General features: G+C 60.9%; 15 protein-coding genes and 2 tRNA genes. 7 read left to right on the top strand and 10 right to left on the bottom strand.

What is annotated here, in order from left to right; genetic code table 11:
* Nucleotides 1-285: 285 nt before the first annotated feature.
* From EK373_RS32525 to EK373_RS32505, 5 genes are all read left to right on the top strand, one after another.
* Nucleotides 286-513: a hypothetical protein gene (locus tag EK373_RS32525; protein WP_129649541.1), complete on the top strand. Its 228-nt coding sequence runs from the start codon at nucleotides 286-288 to the stop codon at nucleotides 511-513.
* The gene (locus EK373_RS32520) at nucleotides 510-887 is read left to right on the top strand and encodes a helix-turn-helix domain-containing protein (protein ID WP_129649540.1); all 378 of its coding nucleotides are present in this window, start codon (nucleotides 510-512) and stop codon (nucleotides 885-887) included. The genes EK373_RS32525 and EK373_RS32520 overlap by 4 nt, the downstream gene beginning before the upstream one ends.
* Nucleotides 884-1,078, top strand: coding sequence for a hypothetical protein (locus EK373_RS32515; protein ID WP_129649539.1), 195 nt, complete (start codon nucleotides 884-886; stop codon nucleotides 1,076-1,078). Before EK373_RS32520 ends, EK373_RS32515 begins: the two co-directional genes overlap by 4 nt.
* Nucleotides 1,079-2,021: 943 nt before the next feature.
* Nucleotides 2,022-2,921, top strand: coding sequence for an integrase domain-containing protein (locus EK373_RS32510; protein WP_198683838.1), 900 nt, complete (start codon nucleotides 2,022-2,024; stop codon nucleotides 2,919-2,921).
* 420 nt (nucleotides 2,922-3,341) lie between these two features.
* Entirely contained in the window at nucleotides 3,342-4,277 is a 936-nt protein-coding gene (locus tag EK373_RS32505) for an SDR family oxidoreductase (RefSeq protein ID WP_129649537.1), read from the top strand.
* A 54-nt stretch (nucleotides 4,278-4,331) separates the two neighbouring features.
* Here the strand turns inward: EK373_RS32505 and EK373_RS32500 are convergent, their stop codons facing one another.
* The 6 genes from EK373_RS32500 to EK373_RS32475 all read right to left on the bottom strand — a co-directional run bounded on the left by EK373_RS32500 (nucleotide 4,332) and on the right by EK373_RS32475 (nucleotide 9,866).
* Nucleotides 4,332-5,906, bottom strand: coding sequence for a PQQ-dependent sugar dehydrogenase (locus EK373_RS32500; RefSeq protein ID WP_198683837.1), 1,575 nt, complete (start codon nucleotides 5,904-5,906; stop codon nucleotides 4,332-4,334).
* 236 nt (nucleotides 5,907-6,142) lie between these two features.
* Nucleotides 6,143-7,351, bottom strand: a complete 1,209-nt coding sequence (locus EK373_RS32495) for a tyrosine-type recombinase/integrase (RefSeq protein ID WP_129649535.1) — start codon at nucleotides 7,349-7,351, stop codon at nucleotides 6,143-6,145.
* A 163-nt stretch (nucleotides 7,352-7,514) separates the two neighbouring features.
* Nucleotides 7,515-7,589: transfer RNA gene (locus tag EK373_RS32490), tRNA-Asn, on the bottom strand.
* A gap of 153 nt (nucleotides 7,590-7,742) precedes the next feature.
* Complete coding sequence (locus tag EK373_RS32485; protein ID WP_129649534.1) at nucleotides 7,743-8,192, bottom strand: MerR family transcriptional regulator; 450 nt, start codon at nucleotides 8,190-8,192, stop codon at nucleotides 7,743-7,745.
* Nucleotides 8,189-8,614 (bottom strand): nuclear transport factor 2 family protein, encoded by a 426-nt coding sequence (locus EK373_RS32480; RefSeq protein WP_129649533.1) that lies wholly within the window; start codon nucleotides 8,612-8,614, stop codon nucleotides 8,189-8,191. Before EK373_RS32480 ends, EK373_RS32485 begins: the two co-directional genes overlap by 4 nt.
* Nucleotides 8,615-8,669: 55 nt before the next feature.
* Complete coding sequence (locus EK373_RS32475; protein ID WP_129649532.1) at nucleotides 8,670-9,866, bottom strand: pyridoxal phosphate-dependent aminotransferase; 1,197 nt, start codon at nucleotides 9,864-9,866, stop codon at nucleotides 8,670-8,672.
* A gap of 192 nt (nucleotides 9,867-10,058) precedes the next feature.
* On the opposite strand from EK373_RS32475, the gene uvrB reads away from it, so the two are divergent.
* Together uvrB and EK373_RS32465 are read left to right on the top strand one after the other, a co-directional pair.
* A complete protein-coding gene (gene uvrB, locus EK373_RS32470; protein ID WP_129649563.1) occupies nucleotides 10,059-12,095 on the top strand; it encodes an excinuclease ABC subunit UvrB in 2,037 nt (678 codons plus the stop codon).
* Between the two features lie 75 nt (nucleotides 12,096-12,170).
* A tRNA-Val gene (locus EK373_RS32465) sits at nucleotides 12,171-12,245 on the top strand.
* A gap of 184 nt (nucleotides 12,246-12,429) precedes the next feature.
* On the opposite strand, the gene EK373_RS32460 is transcribed toward EK373_RS32465, so the two are convergent.
* The 4 genes from EK373_RS32460 to EK373_RS33565 form a co-directional block, all read right to left on the bottom strand.
* The gene (locus tag EK373_RS32460; RefSeq protein ID WP_129649531.1) at nucleotides 12,430-13,155 is read right to left on the bottom strand and encodes an MOSC domain-containing protein; all 726 of its coding nucleotides are present in this window, start codon (nucleotides 13,153-13,155) and stop codon (nucleotides 12,430-12,432) included.
* Between the two features lie 330 nt (nucleotides 13,156-13,485).
* Entirely contained in the window at nucleotides 13,486-15,450 is a 1,965-nt protein-coding gene (locus EK373_RS32455) for a peptidase domain-containing ABC transporter (protein WP_232831452.1), read from the bottom strand.
* Nucleotides 15,443-17,599 (bottom strand): peptidase domain-containing ABC transporter, encoded by a 2,157-nt coding sequence (locus EK373_RS32450; RefSeq protein ID WP_198683835.1) that lies wholly within the window; start codon nucleotides 17,597-17,599, stop codon nucleotides 15,443-15,445. Before EK373_RS32450 ends, EK373_RS32455 begins: the two co-directional genes overlap by 8 nt.
* On the bottom strand, nucleotides 17,596-17,805 hold the full coding sequence (locus EK373_RS33565; RefSeq protein WP_198683834.1) for a hypothetical protein: 210 nt from the start codon (nucleotides 17,803-17,805) through the stop codon (nucleotides 17,596-17,598). The genes EK373_RS32450 and EK373_RS33565 overlap by 4 nt, the downstream gene beginning before the upstream one ends.
* Nucleotides 17,806-17,812: the final 7 nt, after the last annotated feature.

Here is a 17,812-nt window from a genome sequence, read left to right as displayed (position 1 = left end):
GTTGTGGCTTGAAGATTAGGTGGCTCCCGGGCCGGACGCCAAACGACGCACAACCTATTGATCAGAAAGAACTGAGCTGGGCGTTCTCGTTTTAAGTACCCCCAGTAATACCCCCGCATCCTACCAGTGGTCGCAAGAGCGCCGCCAGCCATGGGTGCAACCACGGCTGGCGGCTAACCAAAACCTGCACATCTGAGAGGTGCAAGTCATGGCTGCTGGAGATTCTATCCCGTCGCCGCTGACTGCCTGCGCGCCGTCCATCGTCGGGCGGCGAGGCGGGCCGGCATGAGCGATCAAGAGGTATCCGTTCGGGAACGCCTAAACGGTCAGCTTCGGCGTCTGCAGAGAGCTGCCGCTGTCCTGGCGTGTATTCAGTACGTCGCGGAGTACGAGGAGGACTTTAAGTTCAGCTTGGCCGACGCGGTCAGCGTCGTGGTGGAGATGATCGAGGACGTGGCGGACGCGGTGAGCTTCATCGCGTCCGAGGTCGGCGACACGGAGGTGCGGCCATGATTAAGCATGAAAGCCGCGCCTACTTCAAAGCACTGGGCGCGCACGTCACGGCGCTCCGCAAGTCGCGAGGCATGACGCAGGCCGAGCTGGCCCGCGGTCTCGGTGTCTCACAGCAGGCCGTGTTCGCGTACGAAATTGGCGAGCGTCGCATCTCGGTGCTCGTGCTTGCCAAACTGGCGAAGGTGTTCTCGGTCTCGGTCGAGGAAATGGTTGGCCTGTCAAAGCCCATACGCGTTCCAAAGGGGCGACTGTCTCCGCGTTGTATCAGGCACGCGGGGCGGTTGCAGGCACTGTCGAAGACGCAACAGCGCTTCGTCATCAGGATCATCGATGTACTCGAAGACAGCAACGGCCGTCGGGGGTACGCGCGATGACACCCCGGCCGATTACGGATGAGCTGGTCTGTCTGAAGCAAGCCGTCGATCTCCTCAATGTTGCGGAGGACTTGGTGCAACCGGAAAACATCGAGAACTACCCAGGTGCTATCGCGTCCGTCATCCGGACGGCTCGAACCCTCGTCGAAGAGGTCATCGAGGCGCTGGCTGCACACTTCGCGAAACGGTGAGTCATAGACCGCGCCGATGGCGGTCAATGGCAGGGTGGCTCCGTCGCGTGGCGGGGCCGCCCTTACTTCTGCCAGCGAGCGGTTCTCGTATTGAGCACCGAGCCTTGCCGCAGCCGGAACCAAGAAGGTTTTCCAGGGCAGAGAGTCGCTAATTGGTCCACGCCGCGGCTGTGGCCTAACGCAGCGCCTGCGCAAAGTCTGGCGAGCTGACTCGCCAATTGCCCGCCGTGCGGTTTCCATGGAACTCAACAGACGCAGAGCGCGCGGACTCACGATGATAGTTTGCAGATGGCTCGTCGCGGGTGCATTCTCGGCGCTGAACGGATTTCTCCCTGACGACGATGGCATCGTCGTAACCCCCGCCTGCGTTGCAGGCAACCCCTAAGCAGCTTCAGGCCAGGCAGAGCTGCGCAGCCGATCAGGTTGTGGTCATGACTCATCACTCGGGCGCTGACGCCTTTCTTCTCCAATCCGCTGTCCAGCGGTCGCATCCTGCGGCAACCATTCTTCTAACGACGTAAATACACAAAGCTGCGCCAAACGCAGTATTCCTCCACGCGTGCGTCACTGTCTTCGGCGAAGCCGAGAAAGTGACGCACACGGCCCACTGCCGCAACTCCTTGTCACAGCAGCGTATCTCACCGACACCGAGCATGTGACACCGCGTCCGCAACGGACGCAATCAATCAAAGCTTCGCAATGAAGCTCCCTTCGTCGATGTCAGCCACCGCGAGCGGCCCTCTATGGGCAGCCTCGATCTCGCGCTCACGCGCGAGCTGCAACACATGCCACCGGCACGTGCTGCGGTGAGGCCACGAAACTAACCCGACCGGATCAATGCACGTCCGGCCGCTCGCGATGGAGAAAGGCGGGAATGTTTCCTGCTGGGAATGTCCGGATGTGCGCGTTTGTGAATTGGCGGAATCGCTGTGGAACGGGAGTGATGAGCAGAAAGACCGAACTTCGAGCCGATCTCCATCGGATCGGATATGAGCTGAGCGGTGCGCATCTCACGCGTGAAGCCCGCTGCGGCACGTTCAATACGTTCGCTCGAATTATGCGTGAGCTGGGCTATGGCATCCAGGCAGCATCTCAGATCGGTGGCCGGCATTTGCAGGCTTTTACCCAGCGCCGAACTTCCGAGGGGATCGCCGCGCGAACGCTCGCTAATGAGATGAGCCACCTGCGCGCCGTGCTCAAACACATAGACAAGCAGGGACTGGCGACCAATCCCGCTTACAACAATCGGGCGTTAGGCATCGGTCGTGGTTCCCGTCTGGGCACTAAGCAGCCGCTTTCCGATGACGCCATTCGCGCGTTTCAACAGCGGATGGAGCGACTCGGGCGTCCGAGCCTCGGCGTCCTTCTGGAACTCCAACGTTCCCTTGGCTTGCGCGAGGTGGAGGCTATCCGCGGGGGCCAAATGGAACCGCTGACCCGCTGGCAGCGCGAATTGGAGGAGCATGGCTCCGTGCGCGTGATCGCCGGCACCAAGGGCGCGCGACCGCGAGATGTGCATCCGGCGAATGTTGGTCGAGCTCTGGCAGCAGTGCGGGCCGCCCTAGCATTCCTGGAAGCCAGCGGACAACGATATCTTGTAACGCGCGTCGATGGTGCAGGCACCACGGGCCTTAAACAGGCGATTAGTGTTTATAAAAATGTTTGCGATCGCGCCGGCATTCAAAGTCACAGTGCCCGTTACGCATTCGCGGCCGAGCGCATGCAGGCGTACCGCGCCGAAGGATTTAGCGAGCGCGAGGCCCGCGCGGCAACATCTCTGGACTTAGGTCATGGCGACGGGCGAGGGCGCTACGTTGCTAGTGTTTATGCGCGCAGTCTATGAGTAGGCGAGGTTTTAAGCTAAGGCAGCGAGCGGGCTTTTTTTTTGCATGAACCAAATATGCGCAGTTTGACACGCACTGGTGATCTTAGTCCGGCTGCTATGTCTTTCGCTCTCTCTACTACGCAAATCCTTGGCGACACTGCGGCATTCTTCGATGAGATTCGCTGCCGTGCCGGCGCCGTAGACCGTTGCCGCTTGTGAGCATGATGTGCCAGGGCGACCATGTCTTGGCGCCATCAAGGAGCAGCTATGGTACACGACTCGGTTTTCAGTCGCGCGCGTCGCGCCTTCTTGGTGCGCGCATCTCTCGTCAGTGCGGGAATTGGGCTGGTGAGTGTCGCGAATAGGGCGGCGGCACAGGGCGAGCCCGAGCCAAACAAGCCTCGATCGCAAGAATGCGCAGCGAACGCACGGGCACCCATGCGAGACGTGAAGGGAAAAGTGGCGTTCATTACCGGTGGATCGAGTGGCGTCGGTCTGGGGATTGCGCGCGCATTTGCGGAAGCTGGGATGAAGATTTGTATAGGCTATCGAACCCAACGTCACGCGGACACGGCACTCGAGATTCTTCGGTCAGTGACTGATGCCGTTCATGCCATTAACGTCGACGTAACTGATCGTGGCGGTATGGAAGGAGCGGCAAAGGAAACTGCACGAGTGTTTGGAAAGATTCATGCACTGGTGAACAACGCAGGGGTGGCGACACTTGGGCCGCTTAGCTCGGCAAGCTATAAAGACTGGGATTGGGTGATGCGTGTGAATGTCGACGGAGTATTCAATGGCGTGCATTGCTTTCTTCCGTACCTTCGATCTCACGGCGAAGGCGGGCAGATCATCAGCACATCATCGATCGCGGGACTGGCTGCCGGCACTGGCACTGGAAGTTATTCACTCTCGAAATTTGCGGTCGTTGGAATGATGGAATCGCTGCGAATGGGGTTCGACGATACTGATATAGGTGTTTCCGTATTCTGTCCAGGTGTGGTGAGATCAGATATGCCAAACGCAGATCGCAATCGTCCAGAAAATCTGACAAACCCAAAAACGCCATTGAGTGATGAAGAGAAGGCACGGCAGGTTTTATTTGTTAAGAGTCATCAGAATGGTATAGATCCGCTCGTTGCTGGACGATTGGTATTGGCCGGGATGCGAACCAACAGTTTGTATATATTGAGCCATCCCGAGCATGGCGAGGTAATCCGCGCTCGCGCAGATGCGATGTTGGCTGCTGCGGCTGTGAGCGGGAGCGTAGACGAAACACAACTAAAATTGACGCGGGAGTGGCTCAGCAAATCAGTCTATGCCAAAGAGCGGGACCGAGCGCTTTGTGGATTGGGAGCAAAAGCAGTCCGATGAGCCGCTCAATCGGGGTCGCCGCCGTGCTCGGCGCTTGATCGACTTGGCATAAGGTTATGGCGAGGGTTGCGATTCACTCCTGAGGAATTCAATGAGGTGGGCGCGCAGTTCCGCATCGACTATTGGCGCGGCTGACATTGCTGTTCCAGGTAAGTAGGCCGCAGGATCGATTAGAAAGGCATTGAGTGATTTGTAATCCCAATCGTGCTGCCAATTAGCCATCGCTGACGAGTACGCGAAGTTCTTCTGCGCTCCGGCTTTTCGTCCGTAGACTCCGGCAAGATCGGGGCCCACTCGTCCTCCTTGAATGAATGTCCCGACGCTATGACAGGCCGCGCAGGCTTCGACAAATGCTTGTTTGCCAATCGCTGCGTTACCCGGCACGGGGGACCGATCCGTGAATGCAGGCTGCGGAAGTGGTCGAGCTATGCGGCTTTCTAGAGCTTCCGGCGGTGCGCCGGGGTTAATCCTCAGGATCCGCCCATTGTGATGGTCGGTGAGAACATAGAGGTGATGATCGGGCCCGACGGCAATAGTTCGAATCCGCTCATTGAGATCGATTAGAAGCCGCTCTTGAAGAAGAACTTTGCCCTCATTGATGCGCACACGCATCAGTGCTTTGCCGGTAAGGCTTCCAATAAAATAGTCACCTTGCCATTGCGGATAAATCTCGCCTTGATACCGAACGATGGATGTGGGCGTGATCGACGGTGTCCAGACCAAAGTGGGATCTTCAAAGCCGGCATTTGTTTGCGTCGGCGCGACTAAAGCGCCGCTGTAATCGAATCCCCAGGTTGCTTTTGGCCATCCATAATTGCGACCTGCTTTCAGGATGTTCAGCTCGTCGCCTCCTCGTGGACCCGCCTCCACCTCCCAGATTGTGCCTGCGGCCCGGTCCTCGTAAAGACCCATCGGAACACGATGTCCGATGCTCCAGATCTCCGGAAGTGCGCCTGGTGATCTCAGGAAGGGATTGTCGGTGGGAACAGATCCATCGCGATGAATGCGAATGATCTTGCCAATATGCGAGTCGAGCTGCTGCGCGGCGGGTGTCATGGCCGTCTCGCCGGAGACCGGCAACGCGACGAGCAGTGTGTTGTCGGCGAGAAAGAGCAGTCGTCCAGCTACTGGACCGCTGTTAGTTTCTTCTTTGCTGCGGAAGATGCGCTGCACGTCACGTAACGTCGTCTGCTCAAGTCTAGCGCGATACACCGCGGCGTGATGAGAGGCGACAGTGCCTTCGGCAATCAGGATGTAGAGCGTTCGAGTGACATTGAAATCAGGATCCAGCGCGATGTCTTTGATACCGTTTAGCAGATCTTGAACGCTTGGCGGTGTTCCAGAGATGGGATCAGCATCAAGTGTACCTTTTCGGAGAATCCGCAACCCGCCCTGACGTTCGCTGATCAAAATGCCGCCATCCGGAAGCCAAGCAATCGCGGACGGAAATTTCAACCCATTCGCCAGTTGCTCGACCCAATACGATGGCTCGCCGTTGTCACGCTTCGAGACATTCGCCGTCGCGTGGGTGGTCTCTCCGAAGAGCATGGTCAGAATGACAGTCCAGGCGTTGGCGAGGCAGAATCGACGGCGGAGGGCGGGCCGTGGAGGACCGGACGGGTAGAGCACTGCCGATAGCCTCTTGTTAATCATCTAACGAGAAGATCGGCGCTCTGTTTGTTATTGCCCCTATTGGGATCCGCGGCACGACACATTGAAGAGGCGGGCTAGCCGAGATTCCGGCGTCTAACACCCAAAGGGATGGGTCAGCTCAGGCCAAGTCGCGAACAGAAACTGTTTTGCCGGATGAGTTCTCGTCGAGATGCCGTCCGTAGCAGGTTAGCCGCGCACGCTAGTTTGAGTAGTCATTTTGTCGCCCGTCGGAAGGCGATAACTTCCGCACCGGTGCGCAGCGCGTCGAGGTAGTCCGCCCACGCCTGCATCATCTTTCGTCGTTCGGCGAGGCGGGTAGCACGGTTGTACGCTGCACGAACTTTGTTGCGCTCGGCATGCGCCAACTGAAGTTCAATCAGATCCGGGTGCCAGCCTTGTTCGTTCAAACATGTTGAGGCCATCGACCGAAATCCGTGCGACACCATTTCATCGCCCGTATAGCCGAGCCGACGTAACGAGGCGTTCAAGGTGTTGTTGCTGATCGGTCGGTCGCCGCCCCGAAGTGACGGAAAAAGGTAGCGACCTGCGGCAGTCAGCGGCTGCAAGTCACGGAGAAGGGCGACAGCCTGGCGAGCGAGCGGCACGATGTGCGGCTCGCGCATCTTCATGCGACTCCCCGGAATCCGCCACTCGGCAGTCTCCAAGTCGAACTCCGACCACTCAGCGGCCCGCAGTTCACCTGGACGCACGAACACGAGCGGCAACAGCTTCAATGCGTATTCCGTCGCTGGCTGACCTTGGTAGCCGTAAATGGCCCGTACCAGCTGGCCGATCTTCATCGGTTCGGTGATGGCGGCGTGGTTGCGAACGACGACCGGCGCGAGCGCGCCACGTAAGTCGCCGGTCGGATCGCGCTCCGCGCGCCCGGTCGCGATGGCATAGCGGAACACTTCGCCGCATTCCGCGCGCACTCGATGCGCCGTCTCGTGATTCCCGCGTTCCTCAATCCTGCGCAGCGCCGCTAGCAATTGCGGTGCCGCAATCGACGTGATCGGTAGCTTGCCGATGAAAGGGAAGGCGAACGCCTCGAAACGGCCAAGCTTCTTGGCAAACGTCCGCGCGCTGAGGTTCTTCGACTTCAGCTCCAGGTATTCGCGCGCGATCGCCTCGAACGTGTCGGACGTAGCAGCGCGCTCAGCTTTGCGCTTTGCGCTCGGATCAACGCGAGCGGCGATCAGTCGTCGCGCTTCGTCGCGACGCTCGCGCGCACTCTTGAGTGGAACGTCGGGGTACTGACCGAAGCTGATGAGCTTCTCGCGCCCATCAACGCGATACTTCATTCGCCAAAGGCGAGCGCCATTTGGCTTCACCAGCAGGTATAGACCGCCACCGTCGAAGAGCTTGCAGGCTTTTTCGGGCGGTTTAAGGCTGCGAATCGCCGAATCTGTCAGCGGCGGCATCTGGGGGTACCACTCCGAGCGCTGTAATGGGTACCCCTAGCAGTACCCCCAAATATGGTACGCTGTCAACGGATCGCTGAAGATGTGGCGGATCAGAAAACGCTGGATTTATAGGTCTTTGCAGCGTTTGGTGACCTTCCTTGGACCTCCTTGGATCAGGAGGTGGCTCCCCGGGCCGGACTCGAACCAGCGACCAACGGATTAACAGTCCGTCGCTCTACCACTGAGCTACCGGGGAACAGGTGGGTCAAATCGAAGGCGCGGGATTTTGCGTAATGCGCCGCGGCCGTGTCAAGGAATCGAGGTGACTTCGGTCGCAACTTTTTGAGTTGACATCCTTTCCGGAAACCCGACGGTGCGTTGCGGCGGGTCGGCATCGGCTGACAACGGCCTACGGGGCCGCCGCACGGGCGGTTCGGCGCGGGGTGGGGCGCTCGCCCAGGTCGAAGTCGCCGGGCCGGCGGTCGTCGGTCAGCCATTTCAAGTAGTAGGCCTGCTTGCGCTCGACGAAGCGCAGCGCCGCCTGAAGTTCGGCGATATGCGCCGTCGTGCGGGCATGGTGCGCTTCGAGCAGTTCCAGTCGTTGGCGAATGGTCTTTTTGCCCTGGACAGCGAGGCTCGCGTAGCGGCGCATCTCGCGCACCGTCATTCCTGCGTAACGCAGCCGATCGAGAAACAGCAACCAACCGATGTGCTGCGTGACGTAAACGCGCCGGCCGCCCGGATCGCGCGTCACGCCGGGCATCAGCCCCTGCTTTTCGTACCAGCGAATCGTGTGCACGCTGCGGCCGGTCTCGCGAGCGAGCCGGCCGATGTGAAAGCGCGTGCTTTTCGGACTCATGCGGTTTTCGCCCAGGCGGGTGGCTCGAGCGCCGAGGTCACGAGCTCCGTGTCCAGATATTCGGTCAGCTCCGCCATCTTGCCCTCGTGCATCCGGATGACCAGGCAGTAGGTGTTGCAGTAACGCTTGCCCAATTTGGTCGTCACGTTGCCCCAACTCTCGACCACGACGAAATCGCCATCGGCGAGGATGCGCTTGGGCGTGTTCGTGTAGTGACTGCCGAACTGGGCGAACAGCGGTGTGAACAAACGCTGCCGTACATCGGCCTTGCCCCGGTATTTGCCCGACCAGGCGGTCGTGCCGATCATGTTCCAGGTGAAGTCGTCCGCCATCGCGTCGGCGAAGGGCTGGCGCTCGCCGCGCGAGAGCGCCTCCATGATGCCGGTGACGATGGCCCGATTGCTCTCTGTAATGCTCGTCATGGGTCGCCTCCTCAAGGTTGCGACCCAGGTTCTAACGGCTAGAGCGCACTCTAGATCAAGCGGCCTGTGCGGCTCGCAGCGTCTTTTCCATGCGCTTCAGCGACTCTTCCAGATTCTTCATGCTGGTCGCGAACGACAGGCGCATGTGATTGGGCGCACCGAAACCGCTGCCCGGCACGACCGCGACGCCGCCGTGCACCAGCAGATGCTCGGCGAACGCATTGTCGTCCTTCACCCCGACGATCTTCATCGCCTTTTCCACGTGAGCGAACGCGTAGAACGTGCCTGCGCCTTCGAGACACGTGACGCCAGGCAGCTTGTTCAAGCCCGCAACGACGAAGTCGTGACGCTCCTTGAACGACTTGTTCATCTCGCGCACGCAGTTTTGATCGCTGTTCAACGCTGTGATCGCGGCCTTCTGCGCGATCGAGGAGGGATTCGAAGTGCTCTGACTCTGAATCGTCGACATCGCGGTGACCAGCTCGATCGGTCCACCGCAGTAGCCAATGCGCCAGCCCGTCATCGCGTACGCCTTCGACACGCCATTGGTCGTCACGACGCGGTCGTACAACTCCGGACACACCTGCGCGAGGCTGACGAAGGGCTCCTTGCCCCAATAGATGTGCTCGTACATGTCATCGGTGCAGATGATGACCTGCGGATGTTTGACGAGCACATCGCCCAACGCGCGCAGCTCGGCTGCGCTGTACGCAGCACCGGTCGGATTGCTCGGGCTGTTCAGAATGAAGAGACGCGTCTTCGGTGTGATGGCGGCTTCCAGCTGTTTCGCCGTGAGTTTGTAACCCTGCTCGGGCCCGGCGTAGGGCATGACCGGAACGCCATCGGCGAGCAGCACCATGTCTGGATATGACACCCAGTAGGGCGCGGGCACGACGACTTCATCGCCCGGATCGACGACCGCGAGGATCAGGTTGAAGATGGTCTGTTTCGCGCCGGTGGACACCAGGATTTGATTGCGCTTGTACTCGAGCCCGTTCTCGCGCTTGAACTTCGCGATGATTGCGTCCTTGAGCTCGGCGACGCCTTCGACCGGCGTATAGCGAGTAAAGCCTTTGCGAATAGCCTCGACGCCGGAGTCTGCGATGTGCACCGGCGTGTCGAAATCGGGCTCGCCGACGCCCAGGCTGATGATGTCTTTGCCTTCGGCCTTCAGCTGCGCGACCCGGCCGGTGAGGGCCACGGTCGGGGAGGGCTTCACACGCTGGACGCGCTTCGAAACTGGTAGACTCACGGCGACACCGAGTGACTGCGAAAACGGAAAATCCCTGACAAGCGCCGGGATGTTTTCGTGCGATTGTAGAGTGATTCAGCCTCCGGCTCTATACGCACGGCCTGGAGCTTAGCGTGACGGCCTGGAAAACCGCCGTCCGAGTCCCAACCCTCCGGTTCCGCTATGCCCGTTTCACCGCGCTCGCTGCAAACCATGACCGAAAAGCCGCCCCAGACACCGTTCCAGCTGAAGGGCGAGTTCAAGCCCTCGGGCGATCAGCCCACGGCCATCGCCAAGCTGATCGACGGGATCCAGGCGGGCCTTGCACACCAGACGCTGCTCGGCGTGACGGGCTCGGGCAAGACTTTCACGATCGCGAACGTGATTCAACAGATCCAGCGCCCGACGCTGGTGCTCGCGCATAACAAGACGCTCGCGGCGCAGCTGTACGGGGAGTTCAAGGAATTCTTCCCCGACAATGCGGTGGAGTATTTCGTCTCGTATTACGACTACTACCAGCCCGAGGCGTATGTGCCGTCCTCGGACACTTATATCGAGAAGGACTCGTCCATCAACGAGCACATCGAGCAGATGCGACTGTCCGCCACCAAGGCGATTCTGGAGCGGCGCGATGCCATCATTGTCGCGACGGTGTCGGCCATCTACGGCCTGGGCGCCCCGGAGACGTACTTGTCGATGGTGCTGCACCTGTCGCGTGGTGAGCACATCGATCAGCGCGCGATCCTGCGTCGCTTGACCGACATGCAATACAAGCGCAACGAGCTCGATCTCACGCAAGGCACCTATCGAGTGCGCGGCGATGTGATCGACATCTTCCCGGCCGAATCCGAGCGCGAGGCGCTGCGTGTCGAACTGTTCGATGACGAGATCGATTCATTGCTGTTGTTCGATCCGCTGACCGGCGAGATCAAACGCAAGATTCCGCGTTACACGGTGTTCCCGGGCACGCACTACGTGACGCCGCGCGATCGGCTCGTGCTCGCGGTGGATCAGATTCGCGATGAGCTGCACGATCGGCTGATCGAGCTCAAGAACGCGGGCAAGCTGCTCGAGGCGCAGCGCCTGGAACAGCGCACGCGCTTCGATATCGAAATGATTCGGGAGCTCGGCTACTGCAACGGCATCGAAAACTATTCGCGCTTCCTCTCCGGGCGCGAGCCGGGCGAGCCGCCGCCGTGCTTGTTCGACTATCTGCCGCAGGACGCGCTGTTGGTCATCGACGAAAGTCACCAGACCATTCCGCAGCTGGGGGCGATGTTCAAGGGCGACCGCTCGCGTAAAGAAACGCTGGTGGAATACGGCTTTCGCTTGCCTTCGGCGCTCGACAATCGACCGCTGCGCTTTGAAGAGTGGGAGCGGCTGGCGCCACAGGCCATCTTCGTCTCGGCGACGCCCGGGCGTTATGAGCTCGAGCATTCCGGCGGCGATGTCGTCGAGCAGTTGGTGCGTCCGACGGGTCTCGTCGATCCGGAAGTCGAAGTGCGCCCGGTGCGCACGCAGGTGGACGATGTGCTCTCGGAGATCAAACTGCGGGTCGAAAAGGACGAGCGCACGTTGATCACGACGCTCACCAAGCGGATGGCCGAGGACTTGACCGAGTACCTCGATGAGCACGGCGTGAAGGTGCGCTATCTGCACTCGGATATCGACACTGTCGAGCGCATGGAGATCATTCGCGATCTGCGCCTCGGCAAGTTCGACGTGCTGGTCGGCATCAACCTGCTGCGCGAAGGTCTCGACATGCCCGAGGTCTCGCTCGTCGCCATTCTCGATGCGGACAAGGAAGGCTTCCTGCGATCGGAGAACTCACTGATTCAGACCATCGGCCGCGCGGCGCGCCATCTGAACGGCAAAGCCATCCTCTACGCCGACAGGATCACCGGCTCGATGAAGAAGGCGCTGGATGAGACCACCCGTCGCCGCAACAAGCAGCTCGAGTTCAACGCCGCCAACGGCATCACGCCTCGCGGCATCAAAAAGGCGGTGGCGGACATTCTGGAGGGCGCGTATTCGGAGGCCAATCGCGGCCCGGCCCGCAAGGTCGCCGAGGACACGCCCGATTACTCGAGCCTCACGCCCGATCAGGTCATGCGCCGGATCAAGAAGCTGGAAGCCGAGATGCTCAAGCACGCGCGGAACCTCGAGTTCGAAGAGGCGGCGAAGCTCCGCGACCAGATCACAAACCTGCGCAAGTCGAGCCTCGGGCTCGCGACATCGAAGGCCGGGTAGGGGAATCGACGCATTGTTGCTTGCACCCATCACGACACGCCGCTATTCTTCCGCCCCCTTCGATTCGCCCCGGATGCGCGCGTAGCTCAGCGGTAGAGCACTACCTTGACATGGTAGGGGTCACAGGTTCGATCCCTGTCGCGCGCACCAACAAATTTGTTCTGATTCAATAACTTGCCACTGCCCATAATCGCTGGGGTGGTCGCGACTGCAGGTAATTGCCAAGTGACCCCGTCACCTGAAGTTACTGCTTGCCGCATCCCTCCAGCCGCCGGGATGGGCCTCGTGCGCGATTTCCACCCGGGCCGATCGCGCTTCCAGCTGGGCGGGTATTCTATTCGATGATGAGCACGTCATCGTCCAACGCGATCCGACCCGGCGCGACAGTCGACCCGTAGACGCCGGCGCAACCCTGACGTTGCCGCACGACTGCACGCAGCACGCTAGGTTCTTTTTGCGATGTCGCAGGATCGATGGTGATGACCGCGCAGCGGCCATCCCGCTTGTCGACACGCATTCGAAGGTCTCCGATCCTCAAGATGCGGCCGACCCACTCGTCCTCAGCGAACGGCGCATCACTTGCGGCGTCGATCAACAGATTGGGCCGGAAACGTTGGACATCGAGCGGCGTACTCACCATGCCTGCGAGCGCTTCGATCGTCTGTCTCGTGATAAGTGACAGCGGAAAGGTATCGAAGACACCGCGGTCGTGTTTGATCACACGCGCGCCGTCCGGCCACAACTCCGCCGCAAGCGTAGGGTCTGTGACGTCGAACGTGACTCCCCCGGGCGTGCGCACCAATGTCGAAGATTTGTCCGGTTGCGTTGGGTCGACGAACGAAGGCAGGTAATGATTCATATCGGCCCGCTCTCGCAACGTAAGCCACGGAAAGCCGCTTTGCGCGACGCCGTCACGGACGAACGCCCACCGTCGATCGCCAGCCAAGCCATGCCAAGAAACATTGACTTCGTTCAGTGCCTCGCCACGCATGGACTTTACCGGATAACGCCACAAGCCAACGACGCGGCCGACAAGCCCGCCATTCCCATGTATGTGCATAGGGGAGCCTCTCTTAAGAGGCGCCCTTGTTTGAGAACCTGCATCGAGCGTGACGGAGGTGAATCCGCTGCAGCGCCTCTCGATGAGGGTGCGCTACCGGCGGCAGCGCAACGCAAGACAGGCTCTCAGCAGAGCAAAAAGGCCAGGGCATGTCAACAGTCGAGGGTTGGCTTGAGAGCCCTCGAGCTCTTGGATGTTTGAGCGCTACCGCCAGCTGAGCAAGTCCGGTGCTGGTTGAGCCTCGTTCGAGCACAGTCATTTCAATACGGCTTCGATTTCGACACGTGTCGGCCTCATAAGCGCAGCCGTCAATGGGAACCGGAGGTGCACTCAGGCGCGGACGCGCGATGTGCTGGCCGGAACCCGTTGCAAGTCGTGACCCGCATGCACAACGGTTCGTCCCTCGAAGAGCGGGCTTTCCAGAAGGCGTCGCGCTGAGGAGGCGTCGAGGTTGGCTGTCGCCTCATCGAGGAGCAGGACGGGTTTGTCGGAAGTGAGCGCCGCGGTGAGCGCGATGAGCTGTCGCTGTCCCCCTGAGAAATTGGCGCCGCCATGCGCGAGCAACGTCTCATAGCCCATGGGCAGCTCTTGGACATGCTTTGCCAGGCCCGTGAGTTCGGCCGAGCGCATCAGCTGAGCGAACTGCGCTCCACCGGAAAACAAGACCAGGTTCTCGCGCACGCTGGCATTGAATGTGCGGACGTGCTGCGGAACGAAGATCATGTCGTCTCGAGCCGCTTGCGGCGGCCGGCCGCCGATCAGGATTTCTCCTTTGCAGGGTTCATATAATCCGGCCACGAGCTTCAGCAGCGTCGACTTGCCGAACCCGGAGGGCCCACGCAGGTGATGAATCTCCCCCGCAGCAATGACGAGATCCAGCCCCTCGAAAACCCAAGGACGATTTTCGCCGTAGCGAAACCAAAGATCTCGTACCTCGATGTCAGGCGTCGAGCGCCGCGCGCTGCGGCGGTATGTGGGCACGACCGGCTGTTGCGCCAGGAGGCACTCCGTTTCAGTCACCTGCGCTTTCAACTCGCGGAGCTTGACGAAGGATCTCGCGACGCGCCCCGTGGCCGCGTGAAACAGTGTCGCCATCGCAGTGAACGCGATCAGCTCTCCGAGCTGCAGCGCGCCTGCGAGCACACGCAGGCCACCCCAGATCCACAGCGCCTGCAGCTGCACCTGTCCGAGCACATCGATGGACACTTGACAGGCGAGCGTCAGCCGCTCGTTCTGTCGGATCAGAGCGCGTGAGCGTCGTAACAGAATGAGCCAGCGCTCCATCGCCCGACCGGCAGCTCCGGCAGCCTTCAGCGTCGTGATCCGACCGAGAATCTCCAACGCGCTCTCGCGCTCGCGGACCGAAGCGTCAACGACTTGCCGCTGCAATCTTTCTTGCCGGCTGCCGAACACGACGGCGAGGATCGATGAGGCAGCGCCGACCGCGACTACGAGCAGCGTCTGCACGGGCATCATCAAGGACATCGCGACGAGCAAACAAAGCCCGGTGAGACTGCCCAGCGCAATACCGAGCACATCCACGGTGAGTGCAGTGCGCGCCTGCGTGATTCCCATGAATCCCTGGATGATCTGTCCCACCGACTTTGCTTCCAGAAAGCGATAGGGCAGCCGCAGCACATGCGCCAGCAGTCCTCGTTCGAGACTGGCATCGAGGTGGACCTGCATGAGCTGCACGATGCATTGTTCCAGCCAGCTCGCCGCGGAGCGCAGCAACGCAATGAGAAACATGCCTGCCAGGATTCCATAGATTAACTCCGTGGAGTCTTGCGGGAGTGCGTCGTCGACGAGCATCCGGGTAAGTTGCGGGCCGAGCAGGCTCAAACCCTGCAATAGCAGGACGAGCGCCACCACGGGATACAGGGCTCGCCGGTGCTGCCACATCAGGCGCGCTATTCGTGACAGAACGGTGCCGCCGGTCGGCAACTGCGGCGTCCTGTCGAATACCATGCCTGCGAATGACTCACTCACCGCTCGAAACGAGAATGTTTGCTCGTGGCCGTGCGAATCTTCGACCACGATTCGTCCATGACGGACTGTCGTGACCAATAGCCAGCGACGGTCCCTCAGCAGAATGAGAGTAGGGCCATCGAGCTGACGCAGATCCTCGTTCGCGATCCGTGTGAGACGTCCGTGTACGCCCTGACGTTCAAGGCGAGCAAGCAGGCTCAGCGCTGATTCGGGTTCATCCGGCTCATGCGGTAGGCGAAGCCTGCAGAGCAGCCGTCGCGTGGCCAGCTGCTCATCGAGGCCGGGAAGCGACGTTCGCTCAGGCATGCAGGAGGGCCCCTGCATCGACCAGATCGCGGAACACACCCGCTTCGCCGAGCAGCGATTCGTAGGTCCCTTGCTGGACGACACGTCCACGATCCATGACGAGGATGCGATCGGCATCGCGTACGGTTGCAAGGCGGTGCGCGATCACGACGCGTGTGCAGGCGAGGCCGCGCAGATTCCTGTGAACGCGTCTTTCGGTGTCCACATCCAGGGCGCTCGTCGCTTCATCCAGCACGAGCACGGCGGGCCGATGCACAATGGCGCGCGCAAGGCACAGGCGCTGCCGTTCGCCCCCCGAGAGCTGCACTCCGCGTTCACCGAGCTGCGTGTCATAGCCGAGCGGCAGGGCGTCGATCACGTGATCCACGCACGCAAGACGAGCGGCCTTTTTCACATTCGCCACGGGCACGGAGCGATCGTTCAGCGCAATGTTCTCTAAAATAGTGGTCGACAGCAGCTCGTTCTCCTGCAGGACCGCGCCCATTCGCCGCCGCAGCTCATCGAGGTCGTAGTCGCCAATATTCCGACCGTCGAACTTCACGCTGCCAGCACCTGGCATCAGCAGGCCCAGGAGCAAGCGGGCCAGCGTGCTCTTGCCCGAGCCGGAAGAGCCCACGATGGCGAGCATCTCGCCGGCGCGTACGTGAATGCTCACTCCCTGCACGCTCCACTCGGCCGCGGCGGAATATCTGAAGCGCACGCCTTCGAGGCGGATTTCGCCGCGCAGATGAGCGGCGGTGGCGCGTCCGCCGCGCTCGGGTTGGGCGTCCAGCACATCGTCGAGGCGCGCAAGGTGGGAACGCAGATGATGCAGCTGTTCGATGTTTTTCATCAACGTCCCGACCGGCTCCAGGAACAGCGCCTGCAGCGTCAGGAATGCGGAGAACACACCAAGCGACATCTGACCGGCGAGCAGTTCGGCGCTGGCCACGGCGGCGACGGTCGCAAAGCCCAGAGCGCTCAGCAGCGTCGTCGCCTGCGCACTGATATTTTCCAGTTCCATGCGAGGCAGACTGGTGCGTGCCCGCTGCACGACGGCATCGCCCCAGCGGCGCAGGGCAAAGGACTCGGCCGACGCAGCCCGCAATGTTTCAATGGCATCGAGGGAGGCGACCAACGCGCCACCCGAACGGCTCAGTGCGCTGAGCTCGGCGGCGCTGACCTTGCGATTCAACCCACCCAGCAGGATCTGTAGCAGGACCCGCAGCAGCCCGATGCCAACCACGATCAGCGCCAGTTGCCAGTGGTAAACAAACATCAGTCCGGCGTAGCCGAGGATCAACAACACGTCGAGAAACGACGTAACGATCTCTGAGCCGAGAAAGGCTCGCAGCCTGCCATTGCTCTCCAGTCTCTGCAGCAGATCGCCGGGCGAGCGCTGCAGAAAAAAACCGATCGGCAGCCGGATGGCGTGCTTCATGAAATTCCCGAGCAGGCCGACATCCAGGATGGCCTGCAGGTTGCTGAGCACATACCCCCGTGCAAAGACGAGTGCGAAGCGGACCAGTGTGGCCGCGAAGAGCGCAGCAGCAATCCTCCACAACAGGTGCGTGTCGTGCGAGCCAAGGGCGCGATCAACCAGGATTTGCTGACCGATCGGAAACGCCAACGCGAGCATCTCCAGCAGCACCGAGCACAACAGGATCAACCCGATCGATCTCACATTGTCGCGGATCCATTCACGATAGCGGCCGAGGTTGGGTTGCTTCGGCCGACGCGGCTGCAAGCGGGGCGTGGGCGAGAATGCCAGGATCGCACCCGTGAACGAGCTGGCCAGTGTTTCGGCGCTGACGGTGCATCGACCGCCGGCCGGATCGACGAGCGTGGCGCCGCCGCGCTCGTGCAATCGTTCCAGCACGACGAAATGATGAAAGTTCCAGTGCAGGATGGCCGGCAGAGGCACCGCAGGGAGCTGCTCGATGCTGACGGTGTATGCCGTCGCCTCCAATCCATAGCGCTCCGCGGCCCGCAGAATGGCGAGGGCGTTGACACCGTCGCGCGAGACTCCGCAGGCTTCCCGCACTTCAGGTAGCGGCGCGTGATGACCGTGATATGCAAGCACCATCGCAAGACAGGCTGCGCCACACTCGAGGGCCTCGAGTTGCGCAATGTAGGGAACTTCTCGTCGCCCCCGGCGCATGCCGATCATCGAAGCAACCGCTCCAAGAGCACATCGACCACGGCATCCGCTGCAACGATGTACACGAGCGTCGCCGCGGCGAGCGTCAGCAAAGCTGCGATCATGAGCCCGGTCCAACGAGGTCGCGCGTTCGTCACGCCGCTGCTCTCCGGCTCGTTGAAATGGTAGTCGATGGCTTGCTGGCGAAAGAGATCGCGATTCAGGTGAGATGACATGGGTGGG

This window comes from Peristeroidobacter agariperforans (genome assembly GCF_004138335.1).
Lineage (GTDB): Bacteria > Pseudomonadota > Gammaproteobacteria > Steroidobacterales > Steroidobacteraceae > Steroidobacter > Steroidobacter agariperforans.
Note: the sequence above shows the minus strand (reverse complement) of the source record. Positions and strands in the feature narration are given on the sequence as shown.